Here is a 19286-nt window from a genome sequence, read left to right as displayed (position 1 = left end):
GCGGCCGGCCAGGCTGGCGTCAGCGCAGGCCGAACGCCCGGGTGATGCGCTGGCTCACGGTGTTGCCGGCGGTGTCCCGGGCGGTGGTACGCAGGCTCACGAAGCTGGCCTTCGCCGGTGCGGCAAGCGAGGTACGCCAGCCGTCGCCGTGCCGGGTCAACTGCTGCTTGTGCCAGGTCGCCCCGTCGTCGTAGGACACCTCGACGGTCACCGTGCCGATCGTGCCGGTGACGTCGGGCAGGTGGGAGGCGACCACGGTCAGCGGTGCTCCGCGTGACGCCCGACCGGCGGAGTCGATGGCCACCTGGTAGTCCAGTTGGAGCATCGGCAGCACCTCGGCCGACTCCTCCCCGGTGACCGCCGAGGTGAAGCCCCACTCGGTGCGGGTCTGCCGGGAGTACGGGTTGGTCCAGGCGGCCCTGTCGTTCTCCACCACCAGCCGGTACGGCAGTCGCTGCGCCGCCAGGCCGGAGACCTGGAGGTACTCGGCGTTGCCCCAGTTCAGCTCCTGCTCACCCTGGTAGAGGGTGGTCCGGTTGACCATGTCGTAGTTGGCGTACGCCTCGCCGATGTGCCCGCCGCCGTCGCCCCAGCCGGGCGCGGGCAGGTAGACGGTGTCCAGGTACCGCACGGGCAGGTAGTTTCCGCCCATGCGGGGGCGTTGGATCGGCCCGAACCAGCTGACGGCGTTCGGCTTGCCCGCCGGGTACGTCGTCACCGCCTGGAGGTGCTGGCCGGTCTCGCCGGTGATGAACGCGTCGTCGACCCACAGCTGGTCGGCGCTCACCCAGTCGGTCCGCCGGCCCTGCGCCGGGGCCGGCTCCTGGTTGCTCGACGCCCAGCCGCGCCAGACGTCGGTGCGGAACTCCAGCGCCTTGCCCTGCCGGTAGTTGCGGAACTCCACGTCGACCCGGGCCAACTGCCGCTTCGTCGGGCGGTAGGTGGGGTCGGCCGGCACCGTGCCGGTCCAGTGGTGCGCCACGTCGTACAGGTAGGTGGTCTCCGGGTGCGACTCGACGGTGACCCGCACCGGGCCGTGGCCCAGCTCCGCGACGAGCTGCTCGCCCTCGTCGGCGGTGAGCGTCGCCACGGTCACCGGGGCCGGGCTCTCCGGGCTCCACGCCGCCTCGTCCCAGGGTTGGAGCCGACCGACGCCGTCGTTGACCACGAGCAGCAGCTTCGCCCCGGCCGCCGCGGCGGCCTGCGCCTGCGTGGCGATGTCGACGCTGTCACTGCGGCGCACCACCACGGCCCGGTCCCGGACCGGCCGCTTGGCCAGCCCGGCCGCCGACGCGTCGGCGACGAAGACCGCGTCCAGCTCGCGACGACCCGCCGGCAACGCCGGGGTGGCCCGCTTCACCAACAGATCGTCGTACGAGCGACCGCCCGCCGAGATGGTCAACGCCGGCTGTTCGAGGCGCCACCGGGCGCCGAACTCGAACTCGCCGTCGGTGACCGGGCGGCTCGTCGGCGACGCCCACATGCTGTCGTACGAGTCGTCGGGCAGCACCTGACTCTCGGTGAGACCGTTCTTGGTGGACCGGTGGATGTCCATCCGCAGCGCGCTGGCGGTGGTCTCCTGCGGCACCCGGGCCTGCACCTGTCGGGCGGTTCGGGCGTCCAGGGTGACGGTGCGGTCGGTGTCCAACACGACATCGGTGAAGCTGAGCATCGCCATGCCCTTGGAGTGCGGGCCGTGCGTGCCGCGCACGTCGGCGGAGATCCAGCCGTTCCAGCTCGCCACCGGCAGCCGCAGCGTGGCGGTGCCGCTCTCGGGGAGGTCCACGGCGGTGAACAGCCCGTCGGTGGTGAGGATGACCTTGCCAGCGAGCGGTTTGCCGTCCCGGTCCTTGGCGACAAGCGTCAGGTTCTGCCGCTGGCCCTCCTTGCCCGCCCCGATCAGGGTGCGTCCGCGGACCGTTCCGGTGTCGTCGGTGGCGACGACCGTGCCACTTACCTGCTTCTCCACCGGCAGCTTGTCGTACGCCGCGGTCACCGTCACGGTGGCGGTGCCGCCCGCCGGCACGGTGACCGTGTCGGCGGAGAGGGCGAAGAGGCCGGCCGGTGCGGTGGCCGCGTCGACTGTCAGCTTCAGGGTGACCGGCGCGCCGCCGACGTTCGAGTAGGTGACCTTCCGGTCGACAGTCGCCCCCGGCTGCTGCGGCCAGGCCTGGAAACCGGAGTAGGCGCTCGGGGTGGCGAAGACGGTGGCGTGCGCGGCGGCGACCGCGTCCACCCGGCCGGCACCCGCCTGGTACGGGGTGTAACCGGGGGTGGCCTTGACCGTGCTGACCAGCGCCTCCTTGATCCGCTGACCGGTCCAGTCGGGGTGCGCGGCGGCGACCAGCGCGGCCGTGCCGGCCACGTGCGGGGTCGCCATGGACGTACCACTCATCACCGTGTAGTCGCCGGACCCGCGGACCTGGTGGGACCGGGCGGCCAGGATGTCCACGCCGGGTGCGGTGATCTCCGGCTTGAGCCCACCGTCGCCCGCGCGCGGTCCCTGGCTGGAGAAGTCGGCCAGCTGGTCGGTGGAGTCGACAGCGCCCACTGTCAGCGCGGAGTCTGCGGCGCCGGGGCTGCCGATGCTCTCCGGGCCGCTGTTGCCGGCCGCGATCACGAAGAGGGCGCCGGTCTCGGCGCTGAGCCGTTCGACGGCCTGGCTCATCGGGTCGCTGCCGTCGGTGGCCTCGCCGCCCAGGCTCATGCTGACGATCCGGGCCTTCTGCTCGCGGGCGGCCCACTCCATGCCAGCGATGATCCACGAGTTCTGCCCGCTGCCCTCGCTGTTGAGCACCTTGCCGATGTGCAGTCGGGCGCCGGGCGCGACGCCCTTCTCGACGCCGCCGGAGGCCGCGCCGGTGCCGGCGATCGTCGAGGCGACGTGCGTGCCGTGTCCCTTGTAGTCGAGGATGTCGGGCTCCTCGGGCACGAAGCTGCTGGACTCGGCGATCTGGCCGGCGAGGTCCGGGTGCTCGGCGTCCGCACCGGAGTCGAGCACCGCGACGTCGACACCGGTCGCGGTGTTGCCGTCGGCCCACAGCTTCGGCGCGCCGATCTGCGCGGTGGACTCGGCCAGGTCGGCGTGCACCCGGCCGTCCAGCCACACCTTGGCGATGCCGTTGGCCAGGACCGGGGCGTCCCCGGTACGACGGGCCGAGCCCGCGGTGAGCGCGGCCCAGAACCGGCCGGCGGTGGAGCGCTCGCGGGTCAGTGCCGCGCCCTGCACGCTGTCCAACGACCGGACCAGCGTGGCGCCGTCCACGGCGGGGCGGGTGCGGGCGCGGGCCGCCGCGTCGGTCATTGTGACGATCAGCGGCAACTTGTCGGTGTGCGCGTCGTCGTACCCGTCGGCGACGAGCTCGGTGATGTTGAACAGTTGCCGGTCGAGCAGGCCGCTCGTGACGTAGGACAGCGCCGTGTCCGGGTAGACGTAGGTGTCGCCGTCGAGCACGGTGCGGTGGAAGCTCGGGGTGCTGCCGTCCGGCCGACGCACTGTCGAGACGGTGCTGCCGTCCGCCGCCGTGGTGACAGTGACGGTGTCACCGGTGATCAGGGTGACTGTGGACGCGCGTCCGGCGGCGGCGGGAGGAATCCCGGCCGGGCGCTCGGGGGTGCGGGGCGGGGCGGCGGACGCTCCCGCGGCGGGTGGGGTGAACCCGGCCGCCAGGGTGAGGGCGGCACCGAGGGCGATCAGCCCGGATCGGCGGCGCCGGTGAGACAGAGCCAAGATGACCTCTTTGTGTCGAGAAGTGGTACGCAGCACAGCATCGATGCCACGCCCACCCCTCGTCCCCCACCAAACCGCGGCGCATATGAGCCATGGCACAAACCCGCCACCCCACCCCACCCCACCCCGCTCCCCCACCCCACCCCACCCCTCCACTCCCCCACCCACCTCCCCCGTCGATCATGGAGTTGTGGTGCCCGAGGTCAGGTGAATTGCCGCTTTCGCACACCACCACATGTCCATGATCGACGGGGGCGAGGGGCGGGGGCGGGGGTAGGGGTAGGGGGTATGGGTTAGGGGGTTGGGGGCTTGAGGGCTAGTTCGGCGAGCCGGTCGAGCTGGCTCGGGTCGGACAGGGCTGAGCCGACCGCCACCACTCGTACGCCCGCCTGCAGGAACGGGGCGGCGTTGCCCGCGTCGAGGCCGCCGGTCGCGACGAAGCGCAACTGCGGCAGCGGGCCGGCAACGGCCTTGAACCAGGCCGGGCCGAGGGAGATCGCGGGGAACGCCTTGAGCCAGGTGAGGCCGTGCCGCAGCGCCTGCTGGGCCTCGGTCGGGGTGGCCACACCGGGCAGGTGCGGCAGGCCCCGCCCGGCGGCGGCGTCGGCGATCGCCAGGTCCAGGCCGGGCGCGACGGTGAACGCGGCACCCGCGTCGGCCGAGGCGTGCACCTGCTCGACGTCGAGCACGGTGCCCGCGCCGACGATGCGGCCACGCGCGGCGCCCGCCTCGACGGCGGCGCGTAGCGCCGGCACCGCGTCGGCGGTGGCCACCGGGACCTCCACCACGTCGATGCCCAGGTCCCAGGCGCGCTCGGCGAGCCGGACGGTCTCGGCGACCGGCAGGCCGCGCAGGATGGCCATCACCCGGGCCCCGCCGAAGATGTGGTCGAAATCCGCTGTGGTCATGGTGCACTCCATCCGAGATCGCGGTGAGTCCGTTGCCTGGTGGCCCGCCTGAACCCGACGACTCAGGCCCGGGCCGTCGCGCCGGTCAGGTCGAGCGGCGACCAGGCCTCGACGGGGGCGTCGAGCAGATCCTCGAACCAGGGCCACGGCGGGACCGGCGCGTTGTCGCCGCTGCTTGTCAACGCCTGCGCCGCCATCAGGTGCCCGAGGCGCAACCGCCGCACCGGGTCGAGGTCGCGCAGCAACCCCGCCAGGTAACCGGCGGCGAACGCGTCTCCCGCGCCGACCGGTTCGACCACCGTCACCCGGGGCGCGGGTACGAAGACCGGCTCGGCGTCGCGGCTCAACGCGGTGGCACCCACCGCGCCGTCCTTGACCACCACCGTCTGCGGGGTGGGCAACAACCGGCGTACGGCGGTCGGGTCCGCGGTGCCCCACAGCGTCTCCGCCTCGTCCTGACCGACGAAGACCAGGTCGCACCGGTCGGCGAGGTCACGCAGCACCGGCGCGGCCTGCGCGGCGGACCACAGCCGGGCCCGGTGGTTGACGTCGAAGCTGACAAGCGACCCCGCCAGCGGGCGGGCGGTCACCGCGTGCTCGACAAGCGCCCGGCAGGAGGCGGAGAGCGCCGGGGTGATGCCGGACAGGTGCAGCACCCGGGCGCCGGTCAGGCCCGGGTCGGCAAGCATGCCCGGGTCCATCCGGGAGGCCGCCGACCCGGCCCGGTAGTAGTGCACGGCGGTGCCCTGCGGGCCCGGGTCCTTCAGGTACAGGCCGGTGGGAGCTGAGGGGTCCACGACCACCTGCTCCACCCGCACACCGGCGGCGGCGACGTGCCGGACCACGGCCCGGCCGAAGGGGTCGTCGCCGACGCGGCTCACCCAGGCGGCCCGGTGCCCCAGTCGGGCCAGGTAACCCGCCACGTTGGACTCCGCGCCCCCGACCGAGACGGCGACCTGTGCGGCGTGCTCCAGCGGCTCACCCGGCGCGGGGCAGAGCACCACCATCGTCTCCCCCACCGCGGCCACCTCGACCGGCGCACCGCCGGCCGGGGTGCGCACCTGGTCAGGTCGGGGATCGCTCGGCATCGGGCACACATCCTCGCGGCGGGGTCCTGGGCGCCGCCGAGCCTAGGTGTCCCGCGCGAGACGGGCAACCCGTCGCGTCGCCGGTCAGGGCAACGTCAGCCCGTACGCGGCCAGCACCTCCCCGATCGGCTGGTAGTAGGTGGTGCCGCCGGAGGTGCAGTTGCCGCTGCCGCCGGAGAGGATGCCGAGGATGGTGCCGGTGGAGGCCACGTAGAGGGGTCCGCCGCTGTCCCCCGGCTCGGCGCAGATGTTGGTGCGGATCAGACCGTAGATCACCCCGGTGGCGTAGTTGACTGTCTGGTTGAGGCCGGTGACGGTGCCGCAGCGCACCCCCGTGGTGCTGCCGCTACGGCACACCGCCTGACCGATGTACGCGGTGCCGGGGCCGTTGATGGTCACCAGGCCGGGGTAGGTGTAGACCGCGCTCGGGTGGGCGATCCGACCGGTGTAGCGGATCAGCCCGTAGTCGTTCGTCGGATAGCTGGTGGCGGTGCGGGTGCCGAGCACGGTGCTCTGGGCGCTGTCGGTGTACCAGGTGCTGGCGGTGGTGGTGCAGTGCCCGGCGGTGATCACGTAGTAGGTGCTGCCGCTGCGCGCGTTAGCGCCAAGCGAGCAGCGACCGCCGCCGCCGTAGATGCCCTGCCCACCGGCGATCAGTGGGCGCAACGTGCCGGGTTCACGACGCAGCAGCACCCCGGCCCGGTCGGCGACCGCCCGCAGGGCGCGCAGTTCGCTGGCGGCCACTGTGTCGTCGACGGTGAGGGTCATCCGGCCGGTGGCGGGGTCGAGACCCCAGGCGGTGCCCGCGGTGCGTACCCCGGTCAGCAGGGCCACCGGGTCGGCGGCGGGCGCGGCGGACCGGTCGGCGACGGCGGCCTGCGCCGCACCGGGCGCGACGAGCAGCAGGATGGTCAGGGCGAGGGCGACAAGCGGGGAGCGGCGCATCCGAACCTCCGAAGAGATCGAGACTGATGGATGCGGTGAAGCATCGCGCGGCGTCCGACGCCGTGGCAACCTCCGGCCGTCCCCTTCCCCGACCGGCGGGAATCGCCGATCCCCGGACGGGTGCCGTCGCCGCCGCCGATAATTCCAGGGGACGCAGCGGGAGGGTCGGGTATGACCACCAGAGGCACCCCGGCGCTGGTCCGACGGCTGGACGGGTCGACCCGGGCGACGCTGCTGGAGTTGCTCTTCGACGTGGTCTTCGTGGCCGCGCTCGCGCAGACCTCGAAGCTGCTCGCCGACGAGGGGTCCTGGACGCGCATCCCGACAGTGCTGCTGATGCTTACCGCGATCTGGTGGACCTGGTCGGTCACCTCCACCACCACCGAGTTCTACGACCCGCAGCAGCGCCCCATCCAGACCATCCTGATGGTCGCCATGGTCGGCTCGGTGGGGATGGCGGCATCGCTGCCGATGGTCAGCAGCGGGCAGGCCACGGCCTTCGCCCTCGCGTACGTCGGCACCCATGTGGTGCGGGGCATCGTCCTGGTCAGCGCGTTGTTCCGGCAGCAGCACCGCTCGGCCACGGCGCGGGCCACCCGGTTCCTGTTCTGGTTCCTGGTGTCCGGCGTCCTGTGGATCATCGGCGCGGTGACCGACACCGAGCGGTGGTGGATCTGGACCGTCGCGATCGCCATCGACCTGCTCGCCGCGGCGGCGCGCTACCCCACACCAGGGCTGGGCCGGGTGCCGCTGGACCAGTACGACCGGACCACCGCCCACCTGGGCGAGCGGTACCAGCAGTTCGTCATCCTGGCCCTCGGCGACATCATCCTGGTGCCCACCCTGCAGCTCAGCCGCAGCGAATTCGACCGCCTCAGGATCATCGCCCTGCTCTGCGCGTTCGCCATCATGCTGCTGCTCTGGCAGATCTACGTCTACCGGGCCGGCGAGTTGCTCGAGACCGCGGCCGCGTCGGTGCCCGGGCGGTCCACCCGGATCGCGCCCTACACCCATCTGGTGCTGCTGGTCGGCGTGGCCGTCACGGCGGCCTCCTTCGACCTCGTCGTCGACCGTCCGACCGGACCGACCCCGGCACGGTGGCTGATGCTGATCATCGGCGGGCCGCTGCTGTTCGTGCTCGGCCGGGGACTGTTCGCCTACCTGCTGTCGGGCCGCGTGCCGTGGGGGCGGATGGCGTCGCAACTGCTGCCCCTGCTGCTGCTGCCCTGGGCTGGCGGCTGGCCACCGGTGCTGGTCACCGCGATCGTGGCCCTCGCTCTGGCCGCGCATGTCCTGATCCCCAGGGGCGGCCGCCGGGAAACCACTGCAGGGCTCGGACCACGCCAGCCCGCCAGGTGACCGGAGTGGTCAGGCGAGGTGTCGCCCGGCCCACTCGGCGAGGTCCCTGGCGCAGGCGTCCACCGATTCCTTCCAGGTCCGGGCCGCGCCGTCACCCGCCTCGTCGCTCACCTGCTTGACCAGCCGGCACGGCACGCCGGCCCGCGCGGCGGCCCAGGCCACCGCGTACCCCTCCATGTCGACCAGGTCGGCGCGCTGCGCCAACCGGTCCCGCGCCGCGTCGTCGGCCACGAACGTGTCACCGGTGGCCAGCACCGCGCCCTCGCTGGCCAGGGTCAGCGGCGCCCCGTAGGTCTCGCCGGTGAGCGTGCGCAGCAGGTCGGTGTCCAGGTCGTGCTGGAGTACGGTGGCGACCTCGTGGATGCCGGCCAACCCGGGCCGCAACGCGCCCGCGGTGCCCAGGTTGAGCAGCAGGGCGGGGCGGGGGCCGGCGGCCAGCACCGCGGCCACCGCGCTGGCGGCGTTCACCTTGCCCATGCCGGTCAGCAGGACCGGCAGGTCAGGCGGCAGGTAGCGGGCCTCCTCCCCGACGGCCAGCACCACCAACGGACGATCGGCCCGGACCGTACCCCGAAGATTCACCGCAGCATCGTACGAGCCGGGCCGGCGACCGCCAACGTCAGTCCTCGGCGAAGCGGTACAGCACGAAGTCCTGCTCCGCGCCGCAGGCGATCACGTGGGTGTTCCACGAGCACGACGAGCTACGTACGTCCTTCAGCTCGCCCAACTCGTCGACCGCACCGGACTCGGCCCACACCCCGGCCAGCACCCGGTTGTCCGCGAACGCGCTGGGCGCCTTGGCGAAGACCAGCAGGTTGCCCTCGTCCAGCCGGACCGCCACCCCACCGCGGTCCCGCAGCACCGGCTTGCCGGTGGCGTCGAAGAGGGTGACGGTCGGCTCCGGGTACTCCCGCTGGGCGAGCACCTGCTCCCCCACCGCGACCAGGTTGGTCACGCCCGGCGCCGGCCAGTGCGCCATTCTTTCGCCTTCGGTGGCGGCCACCACCTCGGTGCGTTCGACGTCGCTGTCCGGCACCTGCAGCAGGCAGGCCCGCCGCGCGCCGCACGCCACGAGTGCCTTCGGGCGCTGCTTGTCGTCCCCGGAGCGGTGGAGCACCACCGGTGCCGCGTCGGACCCCAGGTCGTACGCCAGCAGCTGGTAACCGCCCTCGTTGGCGGCCACGAACAGGCGGTCCTCGTGGGCGACCACCAGGTCGTCGAAGTCGGCGACGCTGCCCCACTGACGCAGCACGGCGCCGGTGGTCATGTCGAGCAGGCGCACGGACCGGTCCGCGCCCACCTGGATCAGTCGCCGCCCCTTGGGCGCCCACGGGTCGCGGGGCGTGCCGTCGAAGAAGGCCGGGCCACCCGCCGCCTCCGCGCTGCCCACCGGCCGGACCGCGGTGCGGCTGCCGCCGTACTGGTCGCGGGGGCTCGCCTGGGTCCACTTCGTGGCGCCGTCGTTCAGCCGCAGGCCAACCAACTGGCCGGCGGCCCGGTCCACGAGCACCGCCGTGTCAGCGGCGAAGAAGATGTCGTCGTCGCCGCGGATCGCCTGCTGCCAGCGTTGCGCGCCCGTACGGCCGTCGAGCACGGCCAGCGGCCGGGTGGTGCTGTCGCCCGGGGCGTCGGCGCGGACCGCGACCGCGCCCGGCACGGCGATGATCGCCTCCCAGTCGTCGGCCCGCACGTCGGTCGCCCTGCGCCACAGCTCCGCACCGCTTGTGGTGTCGACCGCCACCACCTCCAGGCGGTGGTCCGGCAACGGATACCCGAGGTAGGCCCGGTCATCGAGCACCGCCGTGAGCATGTCGGCCGGCCGCTCGCTGCCGGCCGCCGGCCGGGACAGCTCGCGCAGCGGCGCGAACTCCAGGTCCGGGTAGCGGTCCCGGGTGAGGTACAGCGTCGCTGCGGTGCCCACCCCGAGCAGGGCCAGCACCACGCCCAGCACCACCCAGCGCGCCCGCCGCCAGCGCGCCGCGCCGGCCGGCCCCGGCGCGGCCCCCAACCAACCCGGCGCGGGCGGACCGGCCGGCGGGGCACCGGCCCGACCCGGGCCGGCCGGCGCGGGCGAGTGCGGCCAGGGCTGAGCCGGTACGGCTGGCCCGCCCCCGACCGGTCCGACCGGCCCGGCCGGCGCGGGTGGACTCAACGGAGCCGGCGCGGCTGGGGCGGGTTGCGGCCCGGCGTACGCCGGTACCGGCACCGGTCGGCGCAGCGGCAGGTCGGTGAGCGCCCCCTCGGCCACCGGCAACTCCGGCTGGTCGAGCACCGTCGGCGCCACCCCCAACTCGGTGTGCAGCATCCGGGCCACCAGGGGGATCCGCGACGAGCCACCGACGAGGAACAGTCCGGCGAGCTGGTCGGGGCGGAGTCCGGCGGCGGCGATCACCTCCCGGGCCCGGTCCACCGCGCGGCGCAACAGCGGCGTGGCCACCCGCTCGACGTCGGCCCGGGTCAGCTGGACCGTTTCGGCCACCCCCGGCACCGCTACCGGCGCCACCGTCGAACGGGACAGCGTCTCCTTCGCGCCGCGTACCTCGTCCCAGAGCCGCACCTGGTCGCGGCGCTGCGCCGGGTCCTCCGGTCGGGTCAGCCGGGCCCACTGCGCGGCGTGGCGTTCCCCGACCAGCTCGCCGACCCGCTGCACCAGCGCGGCGTCGAGGTCCAGGCCGCCCAGGTCCGGCAGGCCGCCGTCGGCGGCCACTGTGAAGCCGGAGTCGCCCCAGGGATCCGCGCCCTCGTTGCGCAGCACCGCCACGTCGAGCGTGCCGCCGCCGAAGTCGAACACGGCGATCGCGTCACCAACCGGCACCGGCCGATGCAGCACCTGCGTGTAGTAGCGGGCGGCGGCCACCGGTTCGCGCAGCAGCCGGGTGCCGGGCGGCGTCGGCCCGGCGAGGGTGTGCTCGACGGCCTGCGGCCAGCCCGCCTGTAGCAGCGCGTCGGCGAGCACCTGCCGTCGCCGCGCGTCCCACGCCGCCGGGCAGGTCACCACGGCCGGGGGCAGGAACCCCACGGTGCCCACGGCTGCCTGCGCGACCGCCGCCAGCACCGCGGCGAGCAGGTCCGACGGTGGGTACGAGCGGTCACCGAGCAGCACCGTCGGTTCGTCGACCCGACGCTTCGGGTTCGCCTCGAACCGCGCCGGGTCGGCCTGCGCCAACCGGCGGGCGTCCCAACCGGAGTGCAGGGTGCCGTCCGGGTCGCCGTACACGGCGGACGGGCTTACCGGTTGACCGTCCATCAGCAACGGACGGGTCCGCCCGTCCGGCCAGCGCAGCACCGCCACCGTGTTGGACGTGCCCAGGTCGACGGCGAGGGCGAAACCCTCGTGCTGGCCTGCCATCTACCCGATACCTCCGCGGCGACGAGGGGAAGTCGACAGCGCATCGTACGCACCCCTCGCCCCCTGACTGATCACTCGGTCAGGTGTCGCACCCCGACGACCTGACCGCCGCTCGTCTCCCCGGTCGGCTGGAAGCCGAGCTTCAGGTAGAACCGCTCCGGACCGTCCGCCACCGGTTCCCACGTGGTGTAGATCCGATCCCGCCCACGTCGGCGAGCCTCGTCGCCGACGGCCCGCACCGCGAAGCGGCCGTACCCCCGGCCCTGCTGCTCGGCGGCGACGTTCAGCCGCCACAGGCCCGATCGTCGCTCGTCGGAGCGCTCCGGGGCCCAGACGATGTCGAAGAAGCCCATCAGGAAACCGACGATCACGTCGCCCTCGACGATCAGGCGGGGCCACGCGACCTCGGGCTGGGCGTACGCCTCGGCGAGGGACCAGGCGACCGGCGACACGAACGTCTGCTGGTCCGGTCGGACGGTGATCCGGCACGCGTCCTCGACGTTGTCTGCGGTGATCTGCACTAGTCGCGGCACGCGAGCCACCCTAGCGGCGTGGGCGCCCCCTACCAGCAACGGCGGGCAGACCTACTGCCAGGTCGGCCGGCTGGCCAGGACGCGGTCCCAGTCGACAGTCCGGACCCATTCCGCGTAGCGGTGCCAGGTCACCTCCGGGTACCTGGCGCGCAGCCCGTCGATGTCGACGAAGTCGGTGTTCTCCTCGAACCGTTGGAACATGTCGGCGATCTCGTCGCCGGCCCACTGCCGCACCTGGTCCAACGGCATCTGCTGGTAGGGGATCTCGCGACCGAGCACGTCGCTGAGGATGCGGGCCGCCTCGTCGCCGGTGATCCGGTCGGAGGCGACGTCGATCCGTTCGCCGACGAACCGGTCCGGGTGCTCGACGGCGTGCACCGCGAGACCGGCGATGTCGCGCACGGTCACCTGGTCCAGCGGCTTGCCCGCGGTCAGCGGGTTGGCCAGGACCCCGTCGGTAAGCCGGCTGAACCCGACGTTCAGCACGTTCTCCATGAAGTACACGGGCCCGAGGACTGTCGCCCGGACCTGCCGGTCCCGCAGGTACGCCTCGACGAGCTGCTTGCTGTCGGCATGGTCGAGATCGGTCTGTGCCAACCGGCCGGCACCGCGTACCGACGAGTAGACCAGGTGCGCGTCGACGCGCGCCGCGACATCGACCAGATGGCGTCCCTGTGCGACCTCCTCGTCCTTACCGCCGGATCCGAACGGCACGGACAGGCCGAAGATCGCGTCGACACCCTTGGCGGCGTCGGCGAGGCCCTCCGGATGGGCCAGGTCGCCGGCGACGAGCCGGACGCCGGCGCTGGACAGCGCCATCGCGGCGGGTGACTCGGGCGACCGCAGGTAGGCGACGACGTCGTGGCCGTGGTCGAGCAGTAGTTCGGCGACGGCACCGCCCTGCTTGCCGGTAGCGCCGATGACGAGAACGTTGGCCATGACAGTGCTCCCTGATTCGTGGATCTGGACGCACTGATCCTCTGGCCTCAACCTCGATTGAGGTCAAGTCCTAGAGTGGGTCCCATGCCGAGGGCCCGCACCACGTTCCACGAACTCACCGTCGGGCAGGTCGCCGACCGCAGCGGCGTCGCGGTCTCCGCGCTGCACTTCTACGAACGCAAGGGTCTGATCCACAGCAGCCGGACGGCGAGCAACCAACGCCGGTACAGCCGCGACACGTTGCGCCGGGTGGCGTTCATCCGGGCCTCCCAACACGTCGGCATCTCGCTCACGGTGATCCGGGCGGCCCTGGATCAACTGCCCAGCGAACGCACCCCGACGCCCGACGACTGGGCCCGCCTGTCCGTCGAGTGGCGTGGCGTCCTCGACGCTCGGATCGAACACCTGCGGGCACTTCGCGACGACCTCAGCGCGTGCATCGGATGCGGCTGCCTCTCGCTGCGCGCGTGCCACCTCACCAACCCCCGCGACGTGCTCGGCCGCGAGGGCCCCGGTGCCCGCCGCCTACCCACACCGCGACCACAAGCGACAATGCGGTCGGGCCCACCTCATGATCAACCAGTCGGCGGGGCGGTGGCGTCTCCGTCGGCGCAGCGGTCGGAGAGGGCGTAGCGCAGCAGCACCACGTCGCCGATCTGGCGGGCCTCGGCCAGCCGGGCGCGGCGGCCCGGATGCCAGGGAAAGCTCCCCTCGCCGACGAACCGGGGGGCCCGGCCGTCGCCGACGAAGAACGGGGCGACCACCAGGTGCAACTCGTCGGCGAGACCGGCGGCGAGGAACTGGGCGTGCACCGTCCCGCCGCCCTCCACCATCAGCCGCCGGACGCCTCGCACGGCCAGGTCGTGCAGCAGCCACCCGGGGTCGACCGGCTCCCCCGCGTCCACCACTGTGGCCAGTCGACCGAGGCGTTCCCGGGTCTTCTCCACGGCCGCGGTGGCGCAGTAGACGAGCCGGGCCGGGTCGCCAGCGGTGAAGAACCGGGCGGTCGGGTCCAGGTCACCGCGGGCGGTCAGGGTGACCTTGGTGGGCGAGGCGGGCCGACCGCACGCCACCCGCTCGGCCCGGCGGCTCGCCGAGCGCACCAGCAGCCGGGGGTCGTCGCGGCGGACGGTGCCGGCACCGACCAGGATCGCGTCGCAGCTGGCCCGGACCGCGTCGACCCGGTCCAGGTCGTCGTCGTTGGACAGCAGCAACCGCGTGTCGGACGCGTCGTCGATGTACCCGTCGATCGAGGTGGCGCAACTGAGCAGCACGTACGGCCGCGTCGACGCCGGTGGGCGGCTCACTTGTCGACAGGCAGGTCGGGCGCCGCCGCGACGACCTCGGCCGCCTTGGCGGCCTTGGCGGCCTTGGCGGCCAGGTAGTCGGCGTTTGCCGGCGAGAGGAAGACGCTCGTGGGCACCTGTTCGGCGACGTCCACGCCGAGGCGGGCCAGCTGCACGGCCTTGTCCGGGTTGCTGCTCAGCAGTCGGATCCGCGGCACCCCCAACGTGCTGAGCATCTGCGCGGCGGCGGTGTAGTCCCGCTCGTCCTCACCCCGGCCCAGGGCGACGTTGGCCTGGTAGGTGTCCAGCCCGGCGTCCTGCAACGCGTACGCGTCGAGTTTGGCGTACAGGCCGATGCCCCGCCCCTCCTGGCGCAGGTAGAGCAGGAAACCACCGGTCTCGGCGATCCGCTGCACCGCCTCGCGCAGCTGCGGCCCGCAGTCGCAGCGTTGGCTGCCGAACACGTCGCCGGTCAGGCACTCGCTGTGCGGGCGGACCAGCGGCGGCTCTCCCCCGGTGGCGAGCCGGTCCAGCGCGCCGGCCCAGTCACCCAGGCCTAACGCGAGGTGCTCCCGGCCGTCCACCAGGCCCTTGAACGAGAACACCCGGACCGTCGTGGCGTAGCCGTCGGGAAACGTCAACGGCACAGTGACCTGGGTACGGATCGTGGCGACCGGCAATGCTTCGGGCATGGGGCTCCTCTGTCCGGCGCCACCGACGCGCGGCGACGCGTGTACCTCACCACCGAGTCAACAGCCGTCACCGGGGGTGGCTTCCCCGGCGGCGACCGGATGTCGGTTCCGTCGCACCAGCAGCACCGCGGCTCCGGGCAGGCTGGCGACCAGAATCAGTGCACCGTAGACGGTGGCGGTGGCGACGCCCTCGGCCGCGCTGAGGCCAGCCGCGCCGAACACCCAGGCGGCCACCCCCTCTCGCGGGCCGAAACCGGCGATGTTCAGCGGCAGGCCCATGGCGAGCAGGGCGAGCAGCGTCAACGGCAGCAACCGCGACAGCGGGGCGTCGGATCCGGCGGTGCGGGCCGCCACCAGGAAGGTGGCCAGGTGACCGGCGACCATCACCGCGGAGGCGATCAGCACGCCGAGCCAGGTGCGCCGGGACAGCAGCCCGGACCGCACGTCCGCCCCGGCGGTGCGCAGCGCCCGCGCCCAGCGCGAGGGGCCGGCGTTCGGCACCACCCGGGCCAGCAGCACGGCGACCAGCCCGGCCGCGACAAGCAGCGCGGCGGCGACGGGCAGATACTGCCGCACCGGGGACGGGAGGGCGGCGAGCACCACAAGCGCGACGCCGACAAGCACCACCTGCCCGGCGGTACGTTCCCAGACCACCGCGCGGATGCCCCGGCTGACGTCCCCGGCGTCGCGGCCGTGGCGGACCGCCCGGTGCACGTCGCCGAGCACCCCGCCCGGGAGGGTGGCGTTGAGGAAGACCGCCCGGTAGCAGTGCGCCACCGCGGTCGGCAGCGGCAGCCGCACACCCAGGCCACCGGCGACCAGACTCCACCGCCACGCCGCGCAGACAGTGGTGAGCACCCCGATGACGAGCGCGGCGGCCAACGCCGGCGCGTCGATCAGCCGCACCCCGGCGAGGAACGGGCCGGTGCCCACCTGCCACAACAGGACGGCGAGCAGACCGACCCCGCCGACCACTCGTGCCCAGGCCCAGAACATCGGCGCCGGCCCTCCCCTTGAAGATCGTCCACTTGCCCTAGTCCACGTACCCAGGCAGTGAACGGTTCATCCACCCGCGAGGAGGTCACTGTGCTCGACAAGCACGGTGAGCCGGCCGGCCGCCGCGTCGGCCAGCCGCCGCCGGGCGTACGCCTCGGCCGGGCCGGCCAGGTCGGCACGCTGCGCGCAGGCCGCGCCCACCCAGCCCCGGAACCACTCGGCGGCCAGGTCGGCCTGCGCCGGGCCGAGCCGCCACGGGCTGGGCCGTTGCCGCACGCTCACGCCGCGCCGGGCGAACGCGGCGGCGGTGGCGGCGACGGCGTCCGGGCCGAGCAGTCGGCGGCCGTCGACGGTACGCCGCTGGTGGTCGTTGAACGCGGCCTCGACCGCCGCGTCCAACGGGTCGCCCGGGGTCAGTCGCACCCGACCGGTCACCGAGACGGCGAACAGGGTGGGCCGGCCGACGCAGGCGGCCACCATTCGTTCGATCTCCTCGGCGGTCAGCATGTCCAGCAGGGCGGACGCGGTGACCAGGGAGGCCTCGGCCAAATCGGCGGCGCTGAGCCGGGTGAGGTCACCGCAGCGGGTGCCCACGGTGACCGGGGCGCCGTCGGCGGCGACCACCCCGGTCATGCCCTCGGCGGCACGGGCCAGCAGGTCGGCGTCGCGGTCGTGCAGCACCCAGTGCTGCGGGCCGGGCAGCCGGGTGGCCAGCCAGCGACTCATCGAGCCGGTACCACTGCCCAGGTCGTGGATGACTGTCGGCGTGGTGCCGGTCAACCGGGGCCGGACCGCGTCCAGCAGTTCCTCGGCCCGCGCCGCCGCGTCGGCCGGCTCCCGCAACCGCAACCAGTCGGCGAATGGCAGGGTCTCCTCGACGGTCATGCCGCCACCTCCTCCAGCACGGCGGTCAGCGACGCGGCTGTCACTGTCCAGTCGGTAAGGGTGTGCCGCCGGCCGACAGCCGCCCACCGCAGCCGGGCGCGCAGCAGTTCGTCGCCCAACCACCAGCTCAGCGCGCCGGCCAGGGCGGCCGGATCGTCCGGTGGCACCAGCAGCCCCGGTAGGTCGCCGTCGGCGGTCCGGCCGAGCGCCTCGGGCAGACCACCGACCTGGGTGGCCAGCACGGGCAGGCCCCGGGCCAGTGCCTCGGTGACGACCATGCCGTAGGTCTCGCTCCGCGAGGGCAGCACCAGCAGGTCGGCGTCGGCGTACGCGGCGTCGAGCGCGGCACCGGTGAGCGGGCCCGCCAGCCGAACCCGGTCGGCGAGGCCCGCGCCGACGAGCCGCTCGCGCAGCCGGCGTACCAGCTCGGGTTCCCGGGTCAGCGTGCCCGCGCAGACAAGCGTCCACGGCACCTCGGCCAGCACCGTCAACGCGTCGACGAGCACGTCGTGGCCCTTGTGGTGGGTGACCGCGGCCACGCAGAGCAGCCGGTTCCCGGCGGTCGAGCCGGGAGGCGCCAGCGGAGCGGCGGTCACGCCCGGCGGCGCGACCCGAATCCGGTCGGGGCGCAGCGGGTGGCGCAGGAGCAGGCGGCGGCGGGTCCACTCGCTCGTGGTGACGACGGCCCGGGCGGCGGCCAGCGCCCGGCCCTCCGCCTCGTCGTCGAACGGCATGTGCACGAGGACGACCAGGCGTAGCCGTCGGGCGTGCGGGACGAGCAGGTCCGGCACGCACGAGGCGAGCAGACCGTCGAGCAGCACCACGGCGTCGTCCGGCGCGGCGGCGAGCACCGCGGCCAGTGCCGCCCGGTCGGCCGGCTGAGGGCTCGGCCAGGTGCCGGGCACCGCGTGCTCGCGTACCGCCCAGCCACGCTCGCCGAGCCCCACGCAGACGCGCCGGTCGTAGGTGTTGCCGCCACTGGGCGTGGCCGGGTCGTCGATGTCGCCGGGCAGGACGACGTGCACCGTACGGCCGGTGCTACCCGGGCCGGCGGAGGGCGTCGCCCGACCCGCGTCGATCACAGTGACCGCTCGTAGCTGGCCCAGGCGACGTGTGACTCGTGCAGGGTGACGGTGATGCCCGCCAGCGCGCGTGCGCCGGCGCCCAGGTGGCCGGCGTGTACGCGCTCGGCCAGCCGGTCGGCGACCGTACGGGCCAGCACCTCGGTGGTGGTGTTCACCCCGGCGAAGGCCGGCTCGTCGTCGAGGTTGCGGTAGGTCAGCTCACCCAGGACGGCCCGCAGCTGCTCGGTGGCCAGGCCGATGTCGACGACGATGCCGTCGGCGTCCAGGTCGGCGCGGCGGAACGTCGCGTCCACCACGAACGTCGCCCCGTGCAGGCGTTGGGCCGGACCGAACACCTCGCCGTGGAAACTGTGGGCGATCATCATGTGATCCCGAACGGTCACGCTGAACACTGTCACTCCCCGTCGTCGTAGGTGATGAGGTGGCAGAGCGCGGGCAGGTCGCCCGCGCTCAGTCTGGCGAGCACGTCGGGCAGCTCCGCGAACCGGGACGCGCCGGTGATCAACGCGTCGAAGGCCGGATCGTCGAGCAGGTCCAGGGCGAGCGCCAGCCGGTCGGTGTGACTGCGCCGTCCCCGCCGGGCGGGAGCGACCATGCCCACCTGGCTGCTGCGGACGGTGAGCCGACCGGAGTGGAACGACCCGCCAAGCGACACCTGCACCTGGCGGTCGCCGTACCAGCTCAGCTCGATCACCGTGCCCTCGGGCGCGAGCAGGTCCAGGGCCTGTTGCAGGCCGGCGCCGGTGGCGCTGGCGTGCACGACCAGGTCCCGGTCGCCGCTCGCCTCGGCCGGTTGGGCGAACCCGACGCCGAGCGCGCCGGCCACCCCGGCCCGGCGGGCGTCGATGTCGACAAGCTCGACCTGCACGCCGGGAAACCGGGCGAGCAGGGCGGCGACGCAGCAGCCCACCATGCCCGCGCCGATCACCGTGACCCGGTCGCCGACCAGCGGCGCGGCGTCCCACAGGGCGTTGATCGCGGTCTCCACAGTGCCGGCGAGCACCGCGCGGGCCGGCGGCACCCCGTCCGGCACCGGCACCACCGCGGTGGCCGGCACGACGTACGCGCTCTGGTGCGGGTGCAGGCAGAACACCGTGCGCCCGAGCAGCTCCGGCGGACCCTGTTCGACCTCGCCGACACTGAGGTAGCCGTACTTGACCGGGCCGGGGAAGTCACCCTCCTGAAAGGGCACGCGCATCGCGGCGTACTGGTCGACGGGCACCCGGCCGGCGAAGACAAGCGTCTCGGTGCCCCGGCTGACCCCTGAGTAGCGGGCCCGGACCAGCACCTCGTCCGGGCCCGGCGTCGGCAGCGACACCGGCCGGATCTCCGCCGCGCCGGGCTCACGCACCCAGCAGGCGTACGCCTCGCGGTTCACCGTCGCGCACCTCACCTCTTGCTCCGGGCCGAACCGACGGCCATGCCTCAGTGCCCCGGTCGGGGTCGTCGATCATAAACACGGAGGTGGGGTGTCCACAGTTCGAAGCGGCG

General features: G+C 73.7%; 17 protein-coding genes. 2 read left to right on the top strand and 15 right to left on the bottom strand.

The features are described from left to right. Positions 1 to 19 precede the first annotated feature (19 nt). From AB0B86_RS01095 to AB0B86_RS01080, 4 genes are all read right to left on the bottom strand, one after another. Positions 20 to 3730, bottom strand: coding sequence for a S8 family serine peptidase (locus AB0B86_RS01095; protein WP_357414770.1), 3711 nt, complete (start codon positions 3728 to 3730; stop codon positions 20 to 22). Between the two features lie 293 nt (positions 3731 to 4023). Next, the gene (locus tag AB0B86_RS01090; protein WP_357409783.1) at positions 4024 to 4638 is read right to left on the bottom strand and encodes a bifunctional 4-hydroxy-2-oxoglutarate aldolase/2-dehydro-3-deoxy-phosphogluconate aldolase; all 615 of its coding nucleotides are present in this window, start codon (positions 4636 to 4638) and stop codon (positions 4024 to 4026) included. A gap of 62 nt (positions 4639 to 4700) precedes the next feature. Then, the gene (locus AB0B86_RS01085; protein ID WP_357409781.1) at positions 4701 to 5726 is read right to left on the bottom strand and encodes a sugar kinase; all 1026 of its coding nucleotides are present in this window, start codon (positions 5724 to 5726) and stop codon (positions 4701 to 4703) included. Between the two features lie 84 nt (positions 5727 to 5810). Beyond that, positions 5811 to 6671 (bottom strand): S1 family peptidase, encoded by an 861-nt coding sequence (locus AB0B86_RS01080; protein ID WP_357409779.1) that lies wholly within the window; start codon positions 6669 to 6671, stop codon positions 5811 to 5813. Positions 6672 to 6842: 171 nt separating this feature from the next. Between AB0B86_RS01080 and AB0B86_RS01075 the strand changes: the two genes are divergently transcribed. Further along, positions 6843 to 8030, top strand: coding sequence for a low temperature requirement protein A (locus AB0B86_RS01075; RefSeq protein ID WP_357409776.1), 1188 nt, complete (start codon positions 6843 to 6845; stop codon positions 8028 to 8030). Between the two features lie 9 nt (positions 8031 to 8039). Here AB0B86_RS01075 and AB0B86_RS01070 read toward each other — a convergent pair whose 3' ends face one another. From AB0B86_RS01070 to AB0B86_RS01055, 4 genes are all read right to left on the bottom strand, one after another. Next, positions 8040 to 8612 carry a nucleosidase gene (locus AB0B86_RS01070; protein ID WP_357409774.1) on the bottom strand — a complete coding sequence of 191 codons (573 nt, stop codon included), beginning with the start codon at positions 8610 to 8612 and terminating at the stop codon, positions 8040 to 8042. Positions 8613 to 8649: 37 nt separating this feature from the next. Continuing rightward, complete coding sequence (locus AB0B86_RS01065; protein ID WP_357414768.1) at positions 8650 to 11379, bottom strand: Hsp70 family protein; 2730 nt, start codon at positions 11377 to 11379, stop codon at positions 8650 to 8652. A gap of 71 nt (positions 11380 to 11450) precedes the next feature. Continuing rightward, entirely contained in the window at positions 11451 to 11912 is a 462-nt protein-coding gene (locus AB0B86_RS01060) for a GNAT family N-acetyltransferase (RefSeq protein WP_357414766.1), read from the bottom strand. A gap of 51 nt (positions 11913 to 11963) precedes the next feature. Then, complete coding sequence (locus tag AB0B86_RS01055; protein ID WP_357409768.1) at positions 11964 to 12851, bottom strand: NmrA/HSCARG family protein; 888 nt, start codon at positions 12849 to 12851, stop codon at positions 11964 to 11966. An 84-nt stretch (positions 12852 to 12935) separates the two neighbouring features. On the opposite strand from AB0B86_RS01055, the gene soxR reads away from it, so the two are divergent. Next, positions 12936 to 13484, top strand: a complete 549-nt coding sequence (gene soxR, locus AB0B86_RS01050; protein WP_357409766.1) for a redox-sensitive transcriptional activator SoxR — start codon at positions 12936 to 12938, stop codon at positions 13482 to 13484. On the opposite strand, the gene AB0B86_RS01045 is transcribed toward soxR, so the two are convergent. The 7 genes from AB0B86_RS01045 to AB0B86_RS01015 all read right to left on the bottom strand — a co-directional run bounded on the left by AB0B86_RS01045 (position 13427) and on the right by AB0B86_RS01015 (position 19173). Beyond that, entirely contained in the window at positions 13427 to 14158 is a 732-nt protein-coding gene (locus tag AB0B86_RS01045) for a dihydrofolate reductase family protein (RefSeq protein WP_357409764.1), read from the bottom strand. The two genes, soxR and AB0B86_RS01045, sit on opposite strands and share 58 nt — an antisense overlap. After that, positions 14155 to 14829, bottom strand: a complete 675-nt coding sequence (gene ribA, locus AB0B86_RS01040; protein ID WP_357414764.1) for a GTP cyclohydrolase II — start codon at positions 14827 to 14829, stop codon at positions 14155 to 14157. Before ribA ends, AB0B86_RS01045 begins: the two co-directional genes overlap by 4 nt. Positions 14830 to 14886: 57 nt before the next feature. Further along, positions 14887 to 15825: a lysylphosphatidylglycerol synthase transmembrane domain-containing protein gene (locus AB0B86_RS01035; RefSeq protein WP_357409760.1), complete on the bottom strand. Its 939-nt coding sequence runs from the start codon at positions 15823 to 15825 to the stop codon at positions 14887 to 14889. Positions 15826 to 15891: 66 nt separating this feature from the next. Further along, positions 15892 to 16710, bottom strand: coding sequence for a class I SAM-dependent methyltransferase (locus AB0B86_RS01030; protein ID WP_357414761.1), 819 nt, complete (start codon positions 16708 to 16710; stop codon positions 15892 to 15894). After that, positions 16707 to 17789: a glycosyltransferase family 4 protein gene (locus AB0B86_RS01025; RefSeq protein WP_357409818.1), complete on the bottom strand. Its 1083-nt coding sequence runs from the start codon at positions 17787 to 17789 to the stop codon at positions 16707 to 16709. The genes AB0B86_RS01030 and AB0B86_RS01025 overlap by 4 nt, the downstream gene beginning before the upstream one ends. Next, on the bottom strand, positions 17789 to 18187 hold the full coding sequence (locus AB0B86_RS01020) for a 6-carboxytetrahydropterin synthase (RefSeq protein WP_357409756.1): 399 nt from the start codon (positions 18185 to 18187) through the stop codon (positions 17789 to 17791). Before AB0B86_RS01020 ends, AB0B86_RS01025 begins: the two co-directional genes overlap by 1 nt. A gap of 2 nt (positions 18188 to 18189) precedes the next feature. Next, positions 18190 to 19173 (bottom strand): dehydrogenase, encoded by a 984-nt coding sequence (locus AB0B86_RS01015; protein WP_357414759.1) that lies wholly within the window; start codon positions 19171 to 19173, stop codon positions 18190 to 18192. Between the last annotated feature and the right edge of the window lie 113 nt (positions 19174 to 19286).

It is taken from the genome of Micromonospora sp. NPDC049047 (assembly GCF_040649135.1).
GTDB lineage: Bacteria > Actinomycetota > Actinomycetes > Mycobacteriales > Micromonosporaceae > Micromonospora.
This window is presented reverse-complemented; position numbering and strand designations above follow the sequence as displayed.